The 18,206-nt window shown below is 72.5% G+C and carries 16 protein-coding genes; 4 read left to right on the plus strand and 12 right to left on the minus strand.

The window, feature by feature from the left end:
- The first annotated feature begins 25 nt into the window (after positions 1 to 25).
- From gatD to HHUB_RS10485, 3 genes are read left to right on the plus strand one after another with little or no spacing between them, the layout of a single operon-like run.
- Positions 26 to 1,297: a Glu-tRNA(Gln) amidotransferase subunit GatD gene (gatD, locus tag HHUB_RS10475; protein WP_059057557.1), complete on the plus strand. Its 1,272-nt coding sequence runs from the start codon at positions 26 to 28 to the stop codon at positions 1,295 to 1,297.
- The gene (locus HHUB_RS10480) at positions 1,294 to 2,214 is read left to right on the plus strand and encodes a GNAT family N-acetyltransferase (RefSeq protein ID WP_059057558.1); all 921 of its coding nucleotides are present in this window, start codon (positions 1,294 to 1,296) and stop codon (positions 2,212 to 2,214) included. The genes gatD and HHUB_RS10480 overlap by 4 nt, the downstream gene beginning before the upstream one ends.
- A 46-nt stretch (positions 2,215 to 2,260) precedes the next feature.
- Positions 2,261 to 3,904, plus strand: a complete 1,644-nt coding sequence (locus HHUB_RS10485) for a potassium channel family protein (protein ID WP_059057559.1) — start codon at positions 2,261 to 2,263, stop codon at positions 3,902 to 3,904.
- On the opposite strand, the gene HHUB_RS10490 is transcribed toward HHUB_RS10485, so the two are convergent.
- From HHUB_RS10490 to HHUB_RS10505, 4 genes are read right to left on the minus strand one after another with little or no spacing between them, the layout of a single operon-like run.
- Positions 3,905 to 4,660, minus strand: a complete 756-nt coding sequence (locus HHUB_RS10490) for a glycerophosphodiester phosphodiesterase (protein ID WP_059057560.1) — start codon at positions 4,658 to 4,660, stop codon at positions 3,905 to 3,907. It abuts the gene before it with no gap.
- Positions 4,660 to 4,932 carry a ubiquitin-like small modifier protein 1 gene (locus tag HHUB_RS10495; protein WP_059057561.1) on the minus strand — a complete coding sequence of 91 codons (273 nt, stop codon included), beginning with the start codon at positions 4,930 to 4,932 and terminating at the stop codon, positions 4,660 to 4,662. Before HHUB_RS10495 ends, HHUB_RS10490 begins: the two co-directional genes overlap by 1 nt.
- 53 nt (positions 4,933 to 4,985) lie before the next feature.
- Entirely contained in the window at positions 4,986 to 6,137 is a 1,152-nt protein-coding gene (locus tag HHUB_RS10500) for a TrkA C-terminal domain-containing protein (protein ID WP_059057562.1), read from the minus strand.
- A complete protein-coding gene (locus HHUB_RS10505; RefSeq protein WP_059057563.1) occupies positions 6,137 to 7,357 on the minus strand; it encodes a potassium channel family protein in 1,221 nt (406 codons plus the stop codon). The genes HHUB_RS10500 and HHUB_RS10505 overlap by 1 nt, the downstream gene beginning before the upstream one ends.
- 82 nt (positions 7,358 to 7,439) lie before the next feature.
- Here HHUB_RS10505 and HHUB_RS10510 point away from each other — a divergent pair, with 82 nt between their 5' ends.
- Complete coding sequence (locus HHUB_RS10510) at positions 7,440 to 8,594, plus strand: NAD-binding protein (protein ID WP_059057564.1); 1,155 nt, start codon at positions 7,440 to 7,442, stop codon at positions 8,592 to 8,594.
- Positions 8,595 to 8,607: 13 nt separating this feature from the next.
- On the opposite strand, the gene HHUB_RS10515 is transcribed toward HHUB_RS10510, so the two are convergent.
- From HHUB_RS10515 to HHUB_RS10550, 8 genes are read right to left on the minus strand one after another with little or no spacing between them, the layout of a single operon-like run.
- Positions 8,608 to 10,038 (minus strand): universal stress protein, encoded by a 1,431-nt coding sequence (locus tag HHUB_RS10515; RefSeq protein WP_059058284.1) that lies wholly within the window; start codon positions 10,036 to 10,038, stop codon positions 8,608 to 8,610.
- Positions 10,039 to 10,082: 44 nt separating this feature from the next.
- Positions 10,083 to 10,811, minus strand: coding sequence for a nucleoside phosphorylase (locus HHUB_RS10520; protein ID WP_059057565.1), 729 nt, complete (start codon positions 10,809 to 10,811; stop codon positions 10,083 to 10,085).
- Positions 10,812 to 10,856: 45 nt separating this feature from the next.
- A complete protein-coding gene (locus HHUB_RS10525; RefSeq protein ID WP_059057566.1) occupies positions 10,857 to 11,789 on the minus strand; it encodes a WD40/YVTN/BNR-like repeat-containing protein in 933 nt (310 codons plus the stop codon).
- A 36-nt stretch (positions 11,790 to 11,825) separates the two neighbouring features.
- Positions 11,826 to 12,716: a carbohydrate kinase family protein gene (locus tag HHUB_RS10530; RefSeq protein ID WP_059057567.1), complete on the minus strand. Its 891-nt coding sequence runs from the start codon at positions 12,714 to 12,716 to the stop codon at positions 11,826 to 11,828.
- Positions 12,717 to 12,740: 24 nt separating this feature from the next.
- Positions 12,741 to 13,559, minus strand: a complete 819-nt coding sequence (locus tag HHUB_RS10535; RefSeq protein ID WP_059057568.1) for a DUF63 family protein — start codon at positions 13,557 to 13,559, stop codon at positions 12,741 to 12,743.
- 34 nt (positions 13,560 to 13,593) lie between these two features.
- Positions 13,594 to 14,538 (minus strand): ribose 1,5-bisphosphate isomerase, encoded by a 945-nt coding sequence (locus HHUB_RS10540; RefSeq protein WP_059057569.1) that lies wholly within the window; start codon positions 14,536 to 14,538, stop codon positions 13,594 to 13,596.
- 45 nt (positions 14,539 to 14,583) lie between these two features.
- Positions 14,584 to 16,950 carry a methyl-accepting chemotaxis protein gene (locus tag HHUB_RS10545; protein ID WP_059057570.1) on the minus strand — a complete coding sequence of 789 codons (2,367 nt, stop codon included), beginning with the start codon at positions 16,948 to 16,950 and terminating at the stop codon, positions 14,584 to 14,586.
- On the minus strand, positions 16,947 to 18,179 hold the full coding sequence (locus HHUB_RS10550) for an ABC transporter substrate-binding protein (protein WP_059057571.1): 1,233 nt from the start codon (positions 18,177 to 18,179) through the stop codon (positions 16,947 to 16,949). The genes HHUB_RS10545 and HHUB_RS10550 overlap by 4 nt, the downstream gene beginning before the upstream one ends.
- Positions 18,180 to 18,206 lie beyond the last annotated feature (27 nt).

Raw genomic sequence — 18,206 nt, forward strand, 5'->3', positions numbered from 1 at the left:
TCGGCGCGCCCGGAATCCTCTCGACATGAACACTGGGGACCGCGTGCGCGTCCAGCGCGACGACACGACCCACGAGGGCGTGCTGTTGCCGTCGGCCGAACCCGACCACCTCGTCGTGAAACTCGACTCCGGCTACAACGTCGGCGTCGAGCGCGACGCGGCCGACGTCGAAGTGCTGGAGCGAGACGTCTACGACGTCGAGAGCGACGCCGAGGAGGGCGCCGCCTCCGAGGTCGAGTTCGACGACGACCTGCCCACGATTGCGCTCATCTCCACTGGCGGGACTATCGCCTCCACCGTGGACTACCGGACGGGCGCCGTCACCGCGCAGTTCGACGCCGAGGACGTGCTGCGGGCGGTGCCCGATTTGGCGGGCCGCGCGAACTACCGCGGGCGCGTCGTCGCGAACATCCTCTCGGAGAACATGGAGCCGCCAATCTGGCAGGAGCTCGCGGCGGCCGTCCGCGAGGAAATCGAGAACGGCGCGGACGGCGTGGTCGTGATGCACGGCACGGACACGATGCAGTACTCCGCGAGCGCGCTCTCGTTCATCCTCGACACGCCCGTCCCGGTCGTCTTCACGGGCAGCCAGCGCTCCGCGGACCGCCCCTCCTCGGACAACGTGATGAACGCCGTCTGCTCGGTGGAGGCCGCGAAGGCCGACGCCGCCGAGGTGATGGTCTGCATGCACGCCTCCGAGAGCGACGACAAGTGTGCGCTCCACCGCGGCACGCGCGTCCGCAAGAACCACACGAGCCGCCGCGACGCCTTCGAGACCGTCGGCGCGGAGCCGCTGGGCTACGTCGACTACGACGCGGCCAGCGAGGAGGCCGACGCGGAATCCCGCGGCGTCGAGTTCACGAAGGAGTACGCCGAGCGCGGCGCGACCGACCTCGACAGCAGCCCGGACCTCGACTCGGACGTGGAACTCGTGAAGTTCACGCCCGGGATGGACGACGCATTCTTCGACCTCTGCGAGGGCAAGTCCGGCGTGATTATCGAGGGGACGGGACTCGGCCACGTCCACACGGACTTCATCGACCGCATCGAAGAGCTCGTAGAGGACGGCACGACGGTCGTGATGACCAGCCAGTGTCTGGACGGCCGGGTCTGCGACCGCGTCTACGACACGGGCCGGGACCTCCTCGACGCCGGCGTCGTCGAGGGCGAGGACATGCTCCCCGGCACCGCGAAGGTGAAGCTGATGTGGGCGCTGGCGAACACCGAGAGCGTCGCGGAGACGATGCGGACGCCGCTCGCGGGCGAAATCACCGAGCGCTCCGTCCCGTGGGAATGACGAGCGTCGAGATTCGGCCCGCGGAGCTGGCCGACTACGACGACGTGGTGGCGTTCGCCAGCGACACGTGGGCCGACCGCCGCGAGGACGGCGACTACATCCCCCGAATCTTCGAGGACTGGGTCGAGAGCGACGGCCCCCGCCAGCGCACGCTCGTCGCCGACACCGGCGACGACATCGCGGCGCTCGCGCAGGTCGTCCTGCTGTCCGAGCACGAGGCGTGGGCGCAGGGGATGCGCACCAACCCCGACTACCGCGGGCAGGGCGTCGGCTCGGAACTCGTCTACGCGGGCTTCGACTGGGCGCGCGAGCGGGGCGCGACCGTCGCGCGCAACATGGTGTTCTCGTGGAACGTGATGGGGCTGGGCCACTCCCGCGCGACCGGCTTCGAGCCCGCGACGGAGTTCCGCTGGGTCCACCCCGAACCCGAGGCCGACGCCGGCCCCGACCACGAGGTGACGGCCGACCCACACGCGGCGTGGCAGTTCTGGCAGGACAGCGCCGCCCGCGACCACCTCCGCGGGCTGGCGCTAGACACCGAGGAGTCGTGGGCGCTCTCGGAGCTCACCCGGGAGCGCCTCGCGGCGGCCGCCGACCGCGACGGCCTCCAGGTCGTGCGGGACGACGCGGGCACGCAGGGGTTCGCGTTCCGCTCGCGCACGTACGAACGCGAGGAAGACGGAGAAGACCAGACGTGGGCGGAGTACGGCGTCGGCGCGTGGGCCGACCAGTCGGCGTGCGCGTCGCTGCTGGACGCGATTGCCGCGGACGCCGCGATCGTCGGCGCGGACCGCACGCGCGTGCTGATTCCCGAGACCGCGGCGGCGGTCAGCGACGTCGCGGTCACGCGCACGGAAATCGGCGAGGAGCCGGACTTCGTGATGGCCGCCGACCTCACCGCCGACTACCGGGCGTAGGCGGCGAAACGTTTTGTCGCCGGGGGCGGTAGCCCCGGGCACTCGAATGCGCGAACTCCGCGGCATCTCGCTGGACCCGGCGGACTTGACGTACCGCCAGCGGCTGATTCTCGCGTACGCCGGCGGCCTCGTCTCGGTCGTGCTCGTGTTCACGGGCCTCTACTACTGGGGGATGGCCGCGCTGGAGGCGCGCCCGCGGTCGCCGTACCAGGCGTTCAACACGGTCATCGAGGTGATGACGACGACCGGGTTCGGCGCGGACTCGCCGTGGGAGACGCCGTGGATGAACCTCTTCGTGGCGGGGATGCAGGTCTCGGGCGTCGCCGTCGGGTTCGTGACGCTGCGCGTGCTCGTCATCCCGCTGTTCGAGCGCACGCCCGTCAACCTCGACGACCAGCTCACGGTCAAGGACGGCCACGTCGTCGTCGCGGAGTACCGCCGCGACAGCGAGGTGCTGCTGGACGAGCTGGAGGCGCTGGACGTCGACTACGTGCTCGTGGAGTCCGACCGCGAGGAGGCCGTGCGGCTCTCCGACGACGGCTACCAGGCTATCGACGGCGACCCGGAGGACAGCGAGGACCTGCAGCGCGCGAGCATCGGGAAGGCGGACGTGCTCATCACGGACACCGACGACCGGACGGCCAGCGTCGTGTTGACCGCGCTGGAGCACAACGAGAGCCTCCGGGTCGTGAGCTTCACGGCCTCGACCCGGCGGAAGGCGGCGCTCGCGGAGGTCGGCGTCGACCGCAGCGTCGCGCCGCACGCGCTCATCGGCCAGCGCCTCGCGGAGAAGGCGACGACGCCGGTCGCGGTCGGCGAGGGCGCGTCCGAGGAAGTCGCCGTCCGGGAGATTCTGGTGCGCCGGGACAGCCCGCTGCACGGCGTCCGCGTCCGCGAGTCGCCGCTCGCCAGCCACCCCGAGCTGACGCTGGTCGCGGGCTGGTTCGACGGCGAACTCCGGATGCCGCCGTCGCCCGACGAACGCCTCACGCCGAACACCGTACTCGTCGTCGCGGGGCCGGCCGCCGTCATCGACGAGGTCGCGGGCGAAATCGCGGGCGTCCAGCGCTCTCGCGTGCGCGAGCACTCCCGGGTCGTCGTCGCCGGACTCGGCGAGGGCGGCGCGGCGGCCGTCGAGGCGCTGCCCGACGACGTGTCGGTGACGACTGTCGACGAGTCCCCGGAGGCGAACCCGGACGTCGTCGGGGACGCGACCGAGCCGGAGACGCTGGAGGCCGCGAACGTCGCGGACGCGACCGCGCTGGTCGTCACGGTGAACGACGACGCGACCGCGCTGTTGACCGTCGCGATGGCGCGCTCGCTGTCCGACGACGTGGAGATTCTGGTCCGCGTGACGGACACAGAGAAGGCGACGGCGGCGTTCCGCGCGGGCGCAGACTACGTGCTCTCCGTCCAGCGCGTGAGCGCGCGCCTCGTCGCCGCGGAAGTCCACGGGGAGCGCGTGATGGACCCGGTGAGCCAAATTCGGCTGGTGCGCGCGGACGCGTCGCCGTTCGCCGGGCAGACGGTCGCGACGGCCAGCGACCCACAGAAGGGCTGGACGGTCGTCGGCGTCGTCCACGACGGCGCGGTGAGCACGAATCAGGCCGCCGCAATCGAGGCCGGCGACGAGGTGTTCGTCGCGGGCAGCGACAGCGCCATCCGCGGATTCGAGCAGTCCGTGGACTGACTACGCGAGCCGCGCCGGGTCGCCCGCGTAGTCGGCGACGCCCGGGTAGTCGGCGATGACGCCGTCCACGCCGGCGTCGGCGCAGGCGACGGCGTCCTGCCAGTCCGTGACGGTCCACGCGTTGACAGTGCGGCCGTCGCGGTGCGCGTGGTCGACGACGGACTCGGTGAGGCCGTCGACGGGCGCGTGGAGCGCGCGGCAGTCGAACTCGCTGGCGCGCGTGAGCCCGCGGTCCGTGTCCAGACACAGCGCCGCGCGCGGGGTGTCCGGCAGGACTTCGGTGGCGGCTTCGAGCGCACCGTCGAAGAAGGAGGAGAGCACGACCGGCGCGTCGCAGTCCCCGAGCGCGTCCGCGACGGCCTCGACGAACGGCCGCCACGCCGCCGCGTCTGGTCCGGCGAGGCCGAGGCGGGCGTCCTCGTTGCCGGGGTTCTTCAGTTCGACGTGGAACTCCACGCCCGCCGGCACGAGGGCGACGACGTCGGCCAGCGTCGGCACGCCCTCGCCGCTCCCGAACACGTCCGCGGCCGCGAGCGTCTCGGGGTCGGCGTCCCAGACGAACCCCTCGGCGTCGGTGACGCCCCGGGAGTCCCCCTCGCCGTCGAGGCGCTGGTCGTGGAACACGACCGGCGTACCGTCGGCCGCGGGCTGGACGTCCACCTCGATGCCGTCGGCGTGCTCGCGGGCGACGCGGACCGCCGCCGCGGTGTTCTCGGGCGCGACGCCGGCGAACCCGCGGTGGGCGATGGTGAACATCAGCCGCCGCTCACCGGCGGGAACAGCGCGAGCTCGTCGCCCGAGTCCAGTTCCGTGTCGAGGCCGTCGTCGTGGGCGACGTTCTCGCCGTTTCGCAGGACGTTGATGTGCTCGTGGACGTCGCCGTCGTCGGTCAGCACGCGGTCCCGGAGGGCGGGGCGGTCGGCGAGCAACGCGTCGAGGGCGTCGCCGACCGTCTGGGCCGACTCGTCGACGGTGATTCGGCGGTCGCCGCCGACCTCCGCGAGGTCCGCGAACAGCTTCCACTCCATGCACGACAGTGGGCGGCGGCGACGCATAGGTGCTACGGGGTCGGCAGGGCGTGCTACTGGCTCGGCGACTCGTCGTCCGACTCCTCGGCGACGGCCGCGGCGGCGTCCACGCGACGCGCGACGTCCGGCCGCGCGACCACGTAGAGCGTGTCGCCGGCGGCCAGCACCCGGGACGCGCTCGGGATGGCGTCCACGCCCGCGTCGCCGCGGACCGCGACGACGGTGCCCTCGACGGTCTCGACGGCCGTGCCGTCGAGCGCGCTCCCCGCGGCGACCGTGACGACGACCATCGTCTCGTCGGCGGCCCGCAGCAGGGACGCGAACTGGCGGTCCGCGCCCGGCTCGTACGGCAGCGTGAGCAGCCGGTAGTCGCCGCCCGCGAGATTGCGAGCGTCGTACTCGTCCAGCGACAGCGTCACGGTGTCCTCGTGGGTCGCGCGAATCTCGGCGGTGGCGACGCGCTCGGCCGGCTGCTCGTCGGTGCGCGGCCGCCACACCTGCACGAGGTCGCCGGGACCGGCGGCGTTCGGCGGGTCCGCGCGCACCGCGACGGCCGCGGTTCCGGGCGGGAGCGTCGGCCCGATGCCGGCAGTGCGGCTGCCGAGCGCGAGGTAGGTCGCCGTGCCGTCGTCGGCGAGTTCGACGTCCACGTAGCCGACGTCGTAGTCGTCCTTGAGGCGGGTGACGACGCGCTCGCGGAGCTCCTCGACGGTGAGCCGGCGCGGGAAGATGAGTGTCTTCCCGGCCAGCTCCGCTTTGACGTCGTCGCCGACCGGGTCGTAGCCCTCGATGTCGGCGATGTCCTCGGGGAGTTCGACCGCGACCACGCGGCCGACGGCCTTGACGAGCCGGCCGACCTCGCCTTCGAGTTCGCGGACCCCGGTCGCGGCCAGAATCTGGACGCCGGCGCGGTCGCCGGCGCGGCGCGCGGCGGGCGCGACCAGCACCGCCGCGCCGAACACGGCGAGGTTGAACACGACCGCTTCCAGCGACAGCACGTCCATCTCGCCCGCGATGGCCTGCCCGAGCGCGACCCGTGTGTTGAGGTAGAACGCGACCACGGAGACGTCCACGAGCATCGCCACGCCGAACGGGAGCTCCTGCCGGAAGTACCACCGGAACGCCACCGCGAGGACGCCGACCGCCAGCCCCGCCGCGAGGATGACGCCGCCGCCCTGCGCCAGTTCGGTCGGCGACACCGGCATCACTTCGCCACCTCCTCGAAGGCGTCGAGTTCGCGGCGCGGACCGGCGACGAACAGCTCGTCACCGGCCGCCAGCGCCACGTCGCCGCTCGGGGCGACCGTCCACGAGCCGTCGTGGCGGACCGCCAGCACGGTGACACCGTACGTCTCCCGGAGGTTCGCGTCCGCGAGCGTGGTGTCCACGACGGGCGCGTCCGCGCGCAGCGTGAGCCGGCGGACGCGCTGGCCGCCGCGGCGCAACAGCCCGAGCAGTTCGTACTCGCGGCGGGTGCCGCGGGCGCGCACGACGATGCGCGTGCGGTCGGCGGCGAGCAGCGCCTCCGCGTCCGGGCGCTGGACGGCGACGGTGACCCGTCCCTCCCCGCCGGTCGTCGTCGGCGCGGGCTTCGCGGACGGCTCGGCGTCCTCGGATTCGTCGTCGTCCGCGGGCGCGGTCGGTTCCGCCGCGGGCTTCCCGCCGGACTTCGCGGAGACGACGGTGCCGTCCACGCGGGAGTCGCCCGCTAGCACCGATACTTCGTCGCCGCGCGCGATGCCCGTGGGGACGAGCGCGGGCACCGACACCGCGCGCTTCCCGACGGGCGTGCGCTTGGAGACGCCGGCGGCGGGCGGCGCCGCGGCGACGGTCGCGCGGCCGTGCTCGTCGACGGTGACGGACGCCTCCTCGACGTCGAAGTCCGAGCGCAGGCGATCGACGAACCGCCCCTCCAGCTCCGAGAGCGGGAGGTCCGCGGGGAAGCGCCACTCGGCGTCCCGAATCGACGTGCGCAGCGACTCCGGGAGCGGCGGGTAGCCTTCGAGGTCGCGGACGCCGCCGACGACGCTCACCGCGACCTCGTCGCGGCCGCCGACGAGTTCGATGGCGTCGGTGTGGAGCGTGCGCTCGCGCAGCGACTTCAGGCTGATGCGGCGCGGGAGCGTCGCGCCCATCTTGTCGCCGACCGAGTGCGTGTAGAAGGTCAGCATCGCGACCACCAGCAGCGCTACGACCAGCGTCGTGGAGTTCGCGGCCTGCGTGATGGTGGGGTCCGCGAACGCGAGGAAGCCGCCGTTGACGCCGGCGAGCGCGACGCCCAGCACGACGACACCGAACGCGGGCACGGAGAGACCGGTGACGTACCGGAAGATGAACCCGAACCCGAACGACACCAGCGCGGGAATCACGCCGGCCAGCAGTCCGAGGTAGATGCCGTGCAGCGCTTGCACGGGAGCGGAGGTCATACCTCCCGGCACTCCCGCCCGGGACAAAACGCTACCGACGCGTGCCGCCGTATTTAAGGCGGGCGACCACGCCCGTGGTGACATGGACGTACCGGGCGCGAAGCGGGTGACCGGCCGGGTTGCCGTCGCGTTGACCCTCGCGGTCGCCGCGCTGTCGGTCGGCGTCGGCATCCTCGGCATCGTGGACCCGACCGCGAACTTCGGGCCGGTGGCGCAGTACATCCCTCCCGCAATCAGTCAGACCGCGGGGTTCACGGGCTCGCTGACCGGGTTCCTGATGGTGATGAGCGCGTTCGGGCTGCGCCGCGGCCTCCGGGTGGCGTGGTACTCGACGCTGGTGTTGCTCCCGATTACCGCCGGCCAGGGGCTCGTGCAGGCGACGCCGTACTCGGTGCCGCTGGTGGTGCTGTCGGTCGTCGCGTTCCCCGTGCTGGCGGTCGCGCGCAGCCGCTTCGACGAGCCGATTTCGCTGTCCACGAGCCAACTGGCGGCGGGCGGCGCGCTCGCCGGCGTGCAGGCGTACGGCACCATCGGCACGTGGGCGCTCCGCGGCGAACGCGGGTTCACGGGCGTGAACACGATGCTGGACGCGTTCTACTACACGCTCGTCACGTCCAGCACCGTCGGCTACGGCGACGTCACCCCGGTCACGCAGGAGGCGCGGCTGTTCTCGCTGTCCGTGCTCGTGCTCGGCACCGCGAGTTTCGCCGTCGCGCTCGGCGCGCTGCTCGGCCCCGCGCTGGAAGCCCGGTTCGCGAGCGCACTCGGACGCATGACACAGAGCGACCTAGAGTCCCTCGACGGCCACGTCGTCGTCGCGGGCTACGGCGACCTGACGGAACCGATTCTGACCGAACTCGCGGCCAGCGGCCGACAGTTCCTCGTGGTGGCGCGCGGCGGCACCGACACGTCGGAGCTCCGCGACCGCGACATCGACGTGCTCGCCGGCGACCCGACCGACGAGAAGACGCTGGACCGCGCCGGCATCGAGCGCGCGCGAGCGGTCGTCACCGCCACGAACGACGACGGCGAGGACGCGCTCGCGATACTCACGGTCCGCGAGACCTACCCGGACGTGCGCGTGGTCGCCGCCGCCACCGAGCAGGAGAACGAGCCGAAGCTCCGCCGCGCGGGCGCGGACACGGTCATCAGTCCCGCGGTCATCGGCGGGCGGCTGCTCGCGCGCTCCGCGCTCGGCGACGAGCACGCCGAGGAAGAGGCCGCCGACCTCGAATAGGCGGCGCGTCGGGTCACGCCGTATGGACGATGGCGATGTCCGTGTCGAGGTCGCGGACGCGCTCGTAGGTCGGCCGCGAGAGGAACTTCGAGGCGGCCGAGCGGTCGGTGCTCGCGCCGAGGAACACGAGGTCGTAGTGGGCGTCGTTGCGCTCGACGAACTCCTCGATGGACGACCGCGAGACCCGCGTCTCGCAGCGCGTGCCCACGGTTTCGGTGAGGTTCGCGAGCATCGACTCGGTGCGGCGGCGCTCGCGCTCGGCGTCGATACACGAGCAGACGCTGATGGAGCCGTTGCCGCCGGCGAGGCGCTCGGCGTAGTCCAGCATCGCGTGGGCCACGTCGGAGGCGCTGCGCACGGGGACCATGATGCGCTTCCAGCGCGTGCGCTCGCCCGTGGACTGGAGCGCGACCACGTCGACATCGCTGCCGAACAGCGTCCGCAGGAACGGCGTCAGCGCGTCGTCCTCGTCGCACTCGAACGGCGTCACGACGAGGTCGCAGTTCGCCTCCTCGGCGGTCGAGAGCACCGTCCCCGCGGGGTTGCCGTTCTCGACGGCGACGGCCACGTCGCAGGGGACGCCGACGGTCGTCTCGATGCGCGCGGCCTGCCGTTCGAGTTCGCGCGCGGCCGCGTCGGCCGCCCGCTCCTCCGCCGTCGAGTCGGCGTTCTCGCCCTCGCCCGCGATGCACTCGCGCTCGGCGGCCGCGATTTCCTCGTCGTCCACGACGTCCAGCAGGACGACCTTCCCGGCGTCGTGGGCGGCCGCGATGCGCGCGCCCAGCATCGCGGTCTGCTCGGCCGTCTCCCCGCGCATCGGCACGACGACGTGGTCGTCGGCCTCCGTGGTGCGGTAGAGGTAGCGGGCGCGCTCCTCGTAGACCTCGCGGCGCCACACCGCGAACACGATGGCGACCAGCGACGACGACAGCGCGACGCCGGCGACGTACGCGAACTGCGCGGTGCCCGTGATGAGCACGAGCAGCGCCGTCGAGAACGCGGTCGGGAGTTCGAGGTCCAGCGCCCACGTCGCGCCGCCGGTGAGGAAGACGCCGAGCGCGGCCGCGCCGGCGTTCACCCCCAGAGACGCCGTCGGGACGCCGTAGGCGTAGGCGGCGACCTCGACGGCCGCCCAGCCGCAGAGCGCGCCGACGGTCAGCCCGCCGACGAACGTGCGCGGGTCAGAGTACCGGCCTTCGGGCTCGGAGAACAGCGTGTACGTGCCCGAGGCCAGCGGCGGGAACAGCAGGAACGACACCGCGCCGACCGTGTTCGCCAACAGGGTCACGAGCCCGACGAGCAGCGGGACGAACAGCAGAACCGACGCGTGGAGGAGGTTGTTCGTCGTCTCCAGCCACTTCCGGAACGACCGGAGTTCGCGGCGCTCGACGCGGGCGGCTCGCCGTCGGGCCGCCGCGAGCCGCCGGCGCAACTCCGAGAACATGTCCACCGAGTCGGCGGCCCCGGCAGTTGGGTGTTTCGGCTGTCCTACGCCAGCCGCGTCACGGCGTCCAGCGAGATGTCGATGGCGCGCGCGACGTTGTTCTTCGCCTTCTCGGGGAGTTCGTCGTCGCTGTCCGCGCCCTTCTGGGTGCCGGCGACGAGGTTGCCGTCCACGGTGCAGATGGCGCCCGCGGCGAGGCCCTTGCGGCGCGCCAGCGAGAACACGGTCGCGGCCTCCATCTCGACGGCGAGCAGGCCGGCGTCGTTCCAGTCCTCGACGAAGTCCTCGTCCTCGTTGTAGAACGCGTCGTCGCTGACGATGGGGCCGACGTGGACCTCCTCGTCGTTGTCCTCGGCTGACTGGACGAGGCTGGTGAGCGCGCCGTAGTCCGGGACCGCGGGGTAGACTTCGGACTCGTAGCGCTTGCTCGTTCCCTCCTCTTTGGCGGCGCCGGTGGCGACAATCATGTCCCCGACCTCGATGTCCTCCTGGAGCGCGCCGATGGTGCCGACGCGGAGGAACGTCTCCACGCCGACGCGGGAGAGCTCTTCGACGGCGATGGCCGCCGAGGGGCAGCCGATGCCGGTCGAGGAGATGGTGAGGTCGACGCCCTCGTAGGTGGCGTTGACGACCTTGTACTCGCGGTTCTGCGCGACGACCTCGCTGTCGTCGCAGTGGTCGGCGATGCGGTCCACGCGGCCCGGGTCGCCGGGCAGCAACGCGATGTCGTGGACGTCGCCTTCCTCGACGAGCAAGTGGGGCTGTTTTGCCATGCCCGGAGCTTCGACGCTCGCGGAGAAAAAGAGCGGGGATTGCGGTCAGCGCGCGACTAGCCCACGCGGGCGCTCAGATTCCAATTTAGCCGGCCACTCGGTGTCGATTTCGGTCCACGACGCGCCCCAGTCGTCGGTCTCGAACAGCCCGCGGTTCGTCGCCGCGACGGCTTCCCCGGGCCCGGTCGCTGCGAGGGCGGACGCGAGCAGGCCGTTCGGTCCCGGGAGGCCGTCACAGCGCTCCCAGTCGGCGTCCACGCCCGCTTTGCGGAAGACCGCACTGCTGGCGGTGCCGGTGTCGTGTGCGCTGCGCGGCCCGTCGGCGGCGGAGACGAGCACGCGCTCGGGGTCGCCGGGGTCGCAGGCGACGCTCCAGCAGTACGTGCGGTCCAGTTCCGCTTCTTCGGTGCGCCACGAGTCGCCGCCGTCCTCGGTGACGTAGAAGCCGTCGCCGGCCGCCGCGTACGCGAGGTCCGGCCTGTCGCCGTGCGTCGCCATCGAGTGCGTGTCGTACGGCCCCGCCGGCACGCGGTCCCGCCACGTCTCGCCGCGGTCCGGCGACCGGACGAGCGCGCCGGCTTCGACGGCGACGTAGAGGGCGTTGGCCGTGGGTTCGAGCCAGCGGACGTGGTGGGTGGAGGGACGGGGCGGGAACGCCCAGTCGTCGCTGGAGGGGAGGTCGGTGAGACCGCCGCACTCCGCGAACGTCTCGCCGTCGGGCGCGTGGAAGACCGCGCTCGGCTCGGTCCCCGCCCAGACACCCGACTCGTGGACGGCGAATGCGGTCACGTCGCCGACGTCGGCGACGCGCGTCCACTCTGTCGGGTCGGCGTCGGACTGGCGGTAGACGCCGTTGCCGGTCCCGCAGTAGACGCCGAAGGGGCCGGCGTCGAGACACTGCACGGCGCCGGAGCGAACCGTCTGGAGGGAGCCGTCGAACGAGAGCACGCGGTCGGGGAACGCCGCGAGGAGTGGCATGACGCGACCTACGGAAGCCACCCACCTAAACGTGGGTCAGAACTGCCGGTCGAGGAACGCCTCGACTTCGGGGTACGTGGGCGCGGTGCGGGCGCCCTCGGCTCGCGCCGCGAGCGCGCCGCAGGCGTTGGCGAACTCCAGCGCGCGCTCGTAGTCGTCGGGGTGGTCGAGGAGGACGGCGATGAAGGCGGCGGCGAAGGCGTCGCCGGCGCCCGTGGTGTCCACGGGGTCGACGTCGAAGCCGGGGTGTTCGAAGGAGGCGTCGGGCGTGTGGACGGTCGCGCCCGCCGCGCCGTGTTTCACGACGACGACGCGGTCGCCGACCTCGGACTCGGCGTACGTGGCGTCCTCCTCCAGTACTTCGAGGGCTTCGCGGTCGTTGACGAAGAGGACGTCGCAGCGCTCGATGGTCGCCGCGTAGTCGCGCTCGTCGAGGCGGCGGCCGGGGTCGAACGAGACCGTGGCGCCGGCCTCGGTGGCGAGTTCGGCGAGGCGGGTGGCGGTCTCGGGGCGCTGGCTGGTGAGGTGGACGTGGTCGGCGTCGCGGACGTAGTCGGCGTCGACGTCCGCGGGCGCGACGGCCTCGTTGGCGCCGTCGTTGCCCAAGACCATCACCTCGCCGTCGCCGTCCACGACGAGGTACTTCACGCTCGTCTCGGCGTCCTCGACGACGCGGAGGCCGTCGAGATCGACGCCGACGCGGTCGAGTTCGCGGCGCGCGAGCAGGCCGTTCTCGTCGTCCCCGACGCTCCCGACGAGCCCGGTGTCGACGTCGAAGCCCGCGAGCGCGACCGCGGCGTTGGCGGCGCTCCCGCCCCCGGAGCGGCGCTGGGAGACGATGCGGGCTTCGCCGTCGGGCTCGGGGAGGGCGTCGACGCGGAGCGTGACGTCCCAGTTGACGTGGCCGGCGGCGACGACACGAACCATACGTGGGTCGTCAGTGGGGCCGCGCTAAAACCCTGCGGGATTCGCGGCGACGAACAGCAAGACGTTGTGCGCGCCGGGGCCGAGCCCGACCGCGGTGACCACGGCGAGCAGGAGGTTGCCCTCGGCGGGGTCCTCGCGGACGTACTCGGCGAGCAGGAGGACGACGGCGGCGCCGAGGACGGTCTTCACGAGGACGAACAGCCAGCCGACGCCGAGCACCGAGGCGGTCGGGAGGTCGGCGGCGAAGTGCATGATGGCGGCCGACAGCGGTGTCTGCTCGCCGAACCCGAGTACGTCCACGCCGACGGCGGTGGAGGTGCCGTCGAGGACGTGCGCGAACACCGCGAGCGCGCCGGCGCCGCCGACCGCGGCGGCGTCTGTAGGCCGCAGTCGCTCGACGACCCACCACGCGACGCGCCCGAGAACCGCGGCGGCGGCGACGGCGGCCAGCGGCCACGCCAGCGTCAGCGTGCCGTTCGCGAGACCGTAGTTGACTGCCGCGGCCGCGGGGAAAACGGTGAGCGCACCGCCGACGCTCGCGAGCGCGACCAGCGGGCGGGCGGTGCGGCGCGCGACGAGCCACGTCACGCCCGCGGCGGCGAACGTCGAGGCGTAGACGGTCGGCGAGCCGAAGAAGGGCGCGACGGCGTCCGGGAAGACGCCGAGCTGGAAGCAGACGTACAGTGTCGAGCCGAACGCCATCCACGGCGCGAACGCCAGCACCGTGCGGTCGGTGACGGGGGGCGACTCGCGGACGAGCAGCCACCCGACCGCCAGCACCGCGGCAGCGACGGCGACCAGGTACGGGAGCGGCGGCGGCGCGAACCCCGAGGGCAAGACCATACCGGGAGGGTGGACGCGCCGACGGAAAACCTTGTTATTCCTCCGCCCACGGCTCGCTGGTGCCCTCGCCGTACTGCTCGCGCATCAGCGTGACGACGCTCTCGGGCGGGAACTGCCCGCGCTCCGTGACGATGGCATCGACGTACCGCGGTGGCGTCACGTCGAACGCGGGGTTCTCGACGTCCACGTCGCCGACCTCGGCGCGCTCCTCGTCACTGAGGACTTCTGTCTCGTCGCGCATCTCGATTTCGACGGTGTGGCCGGTGAGCGTGTCCGGGTGGAGCTTCAGCGTCTGCGCGGCGACCATCACGGGGACGCCGCGCTCGCGGGCGGAGACCGCGAGCATGCTGGTGCCGATCTTGTTGACGACGGAGCCGTCGGCGGCGATGGAGTCCGCGCCGACGAGCACGTGGTCGACGTCGTCGAGGTAGCGCCGCGCGGCGTTGTCCACGACCATCGTCACCGGGACGTCCCACTCGCGGAGCTGCTTGGCGGTGATGTGGCCCTGCTTTCGGGGACGGGTCTCCTTGACGACGGCCTCGATTTCCTTGCCGTCGTCGAGGGCGGCCTCGACGCACGCCAGCGCGTCCGTGGAGTGGCAGTGCGTCATGATGGTGTCGCCGTCCCGCAGGCGGTTTGCGCCGATGGCGCCGAGGTCGTCCTGGGCGCGGTCCAGTTGGTCGCGGAACCGCTCGGCGGCCTCAATAGTGGACGCGCGGAGGGCTGCCACGGTGTCCCCCTCGACCTCGTTGAGCACGTAGCGGAGCGCGTTCGGCAGGCTGACCGCCGTGGGGCGGGTGTTCCGCAGGCGGCGCGCGGCCGCCCGCAGTTCCTCGCGGAACTGTGCGGGCGCGTCGGCGTCGCTGTCGCGGGCCTGCGCCTCCAGCGCCTCCGCGGCGGCGCGCGCGATGGTCGCGGCACCCCGGACTTCCATCTCCGCGATGTCCTCGGCGGTCGTCTCGACCTCCGGTGCGAGCATGGCCGGGACGAGGCGCCGCGGCCACCTAAGCGTTGGCGAAGCCGGCTACTCGCCGCGCACCTCGAACTGGCCGAGGAGGTCGTTGAGCTCTTCGACGCGGTCTTCGAGGTCGCTGGCGCGGTCCGCGACCTGCGTGACCGAGGCGGTCTGCTCCTCGGCCGCGGCGGAGACGTCCTGTGCTTCCTCGGCGGTCTGGTCGCTGAGGTCCTTGACCTCGTCGGTCATCGTGACGACCTCCTCCGTGGAGGCGGCCTGCTCGTCGGTCGCCTCGTTGATGGACTGCACGCTCGTGTTCGCGGTCTCGACGCGCTCGACGATGTCGTCGAGCGATGACAGCGCGTCGTCGATGGTCTCGCTGCCCGTGTTCACGCGCTCGCCGAGCTCGTGCATGTCCTCGACGGTGTCGTCGACCTCGCCGCGGACGGACTCTACGAGGTCCGCGATTTCCGCGGCGGAGTCTTTGGTCTCCTCCGCGAGGCTCTTGACCTCGTCGGCGACCACCGCGAACCCGTCGCCGTCGGTGTCGGCGTGGCTGGCCTCGATGTTCGCGTTCAGCGCGAGCATGTTCGTCTGGTCGGCGATGTCCGTGATGACGTCGGTCACCTCGCCGATGGAGGAGACGGCGTCCTCCAGCGCCTCCACGCGTTCGATGGCGTCGTCGGCGGTCGCCTCGATGCGGTCCAGTTCCGCCATCGCGGCTTCGGCCTGCTCGGCGCCGCGCTCGCCCTCCGCGGCCGCCTCGTCGACGGTCGCGGCGACGTCGTCGGCGCTGGCGGCGATTTCCTCGACGGTCGCGGACAGCGACGTCACCTCGTCGCCGACCTCGTCGAGATTCTCGCGTTGCGTCTCGGCGCTCGCGGAGATGCCCTGCACGCTGTCGCTGACCTGCTCGCTCGCGTTCCGAATCTCGCCCGCGCTCGTCGCGACGTCCCGGCTGGAGTCGTCGACGGCGTCCGCGATGTCCCGCACGCGCTGGATGGTGCCCTCGAGGTCGTCCATCATCTCGTTGAACGCGTCCGCGATGGCCTGCATCTCCTCGCTGTCGGCGTCCGGGTCGAGGCGCCGCGTGAGGTCGCCGTCCGCCGCGGCCGCCATCTCCTCGCTGAACGCGTCGGCGGTCGCCTCCAGTTCGTCGTTGAGGCGCTCGGCCTCCTCGCGGGTCTGCTCGGCGTCGGCGCGCGCGGTCTCGATGTCCGTGATGAGCGTCTTCAGGCGCTCGTGCATCTCCGAGAGGGAGTTGCCGAACGACCCCGGGAGGTCCTCGTCGAGGACGTCGTCGTCGAACTTCTGTGCGGCGAGCGCGTCCGCCTGGTCGGCGGCCGTCCGCAAGTACGACCGCATCGAGCGGAACGACCCGACGAGCTGGCCGACCTCGTCGACGCGGCGGGTCTCGGGGAGGTCGGCGTCGAGGCGGCCGGCCGCGATGGCGTTCGCGCGGTCGGCGACCGCTTCGAGCGCGTTCGACGTGCGGCGCCCGACGGTCAGCCCGACGGCGGCGACGCCGACGAGCGCGATGACGACCAGCGCCGCGACGCTCGTGGTGACCTGCGACTGGAGCGCGTACGCGTCGCCGCGCGGCACGTGGTACGCGAGCACCCAGTTCGTGCCGACGACGGGCGTGTACGCGGTGGCGTAGTTGCCGTCGTCCATGCCGGTGCGCTCGCTCACGACGGCGAACGTGGTGTCGCCCTCGCGGGCGGTCTCGACGCCGCTCGGGAGCGTGCCGTCGCTGGTCGTGTACGGCTCCAGCAGCGCGCGGTTGCGGTTGTCGAAGACGACGTCGCCGTCCCCGCCGACGACTTTCACGTCACCGGTCGCCTCGGGGGAGTTGAACGACTGCGAGCGGTCGGCCAGCGACGCGGTCAGCACGACCGCGCGCCCGGACTCCCCGACGGGCGTCGAGAACGCGACAACGGGCTCGCTGCCCGCCTCGTAGGGCTCGGAGAGCGCCACGTCGCCGACGCCCTCGCGGAGCGTGGACAGCCACGGCGCGTCGTCGGGCGAGACCGTCGAGCCGGCGAGGTCGTCGTCCGTGCTGGCGAGGACGTCGCCGGCCGCCGAGTCGACGTAGTGGATGGAGTAGACGTCCGTCGGGAGCGTCGCGAACGTGCGTTCGAGGCGCGCGCTGGCGTTCGCGTCGTCGCCCTCGAAGTCGTTGGCGATGAACCGCGTGGTCGCCTGCTTCTGACTCACCCAGTCGTTGAGCGCGGCGGCCTGCTGGTCGGCGATGCCGGAGACGTCGGCCTCCGTGTCGGCGCCGACGGTCTCCTGGGTCTGGAGGTGGACGACGCCGCCGGCGGCCGCGAGCACGAGGACGACCGCCAGCAGGAGGGCGTTGAACTTCAGCGAGTAGCTGCGGCGCAGCCGGTCGGGGAGGAAGCGTTCGAGGCGGCCGTCGATGCGGTCGCTCACTCGCCGTCACCCCCGAAGTACGACCGCTGGAGCAACTCCAGCGTCTGGACGCTCCCGGACTGGACGCGCTCGACGAGGTACGACGACAGCGGTTCGAGGTTCGGCTGGAGGTCGACGCCGCCGGAGGCGCCGCGGTAGTTCACCTCGCGGCCGGCGTCGAACAGCGTGCTCGCGCGGTCGAACTGGCCGACGCTCACGGAGTGGCCGGTGCCGCCGGCGACCGCGCGCAGCGACTGCGCGATGGCCGTCGAGGAGACGTCGTCGGCGCGCTCGCCGGCCAGCGCCGCGAGCATCGCGGCGTCGTAGGCGTTGGTCGTGTACGCCATCAGCGGCTGGAGGTCCGAGAGCTCGCGCTGGAGCCGCTGGGTGCCAACGGTGCGCGCGGACGCCACCGACGGCGTGTAGACGCCGGCGTAGTCGTCGTCGGTCGCGTCCACGGACATGCCGGCGCTGACGACGACGTCGCCGTCGTAGTCCGCGCTCACGAGTTCGTCCAGCACGGCGGCCGACGGGCCGGGCGTCCCGACGAAGACGACCGCGTCGGGGTCGCCGCTGAGTGCGGCGCTGACGCGGGTCTCGGGGCTCGGGTCAGAGGGCGCGAACGGGACCGTCGCGCGGACGGTGGTGTCGGTCGCGCTCTCGAGGCCCTCGACGAGCGCGCCGCCGAACGCGTCGTCGACGTAGAGGACGGTGGCGTCGTCGGCGTCGGCGTACCGGGCGTCGTCGAGAATCTTCGCCATCGCGGCGGCCTGCTGGCGGTCGTTCGGGCACGTCCGGCCGAAGAACTTGGCGTCGTCGGTGCGGCCGGCGGACGCCAGCGAGGGGCTGGTGCTGGACGGACTGAGCATCAGCACGCCGTCCTCGGCGGGGCGGTCGGCCAGCGACGTGGTGACGCTGCTGAGGACCGCGCCGACGATGGCGACCGCGCCGTCGTCGACCAGCGACTGGTAGGCGTCCGCGGCGGTCTCGGGGTCCGCGGCGGTGTCGGCTGGCTGGTGGACGACGGTGCGCCCGTGGATGCCGCCCGCCGCGTTGACGTCTGCGACGGCGGCGTCGATTGCGCGCTCGTGGTGGGACGCGAACGTCGCGAGCGTTCCTTCGCCGGAGAGCGGGAGCAACGAGCCGACGGTCACGGGCTCGTCGCTGCCGCCGAGGCCGAGACAGCCCGCGCCGCCGGTCAGCGCGGTGGCCGTCGCGGCGAGCCACCCGCGCCTACTGACTTGGTGCATACCACCGACAGCCGAATTCCCTTACTT

This window comes from Halobacterium hubeiense, from assembly GCF_001488575.1.
Classification (GTDB): domain Archaea; phylum Halobacteriota; class Halobacteria; order Halobacteriales; family Halobacteriaceae; genus Halobacterium; species Halobacterium hubeiense.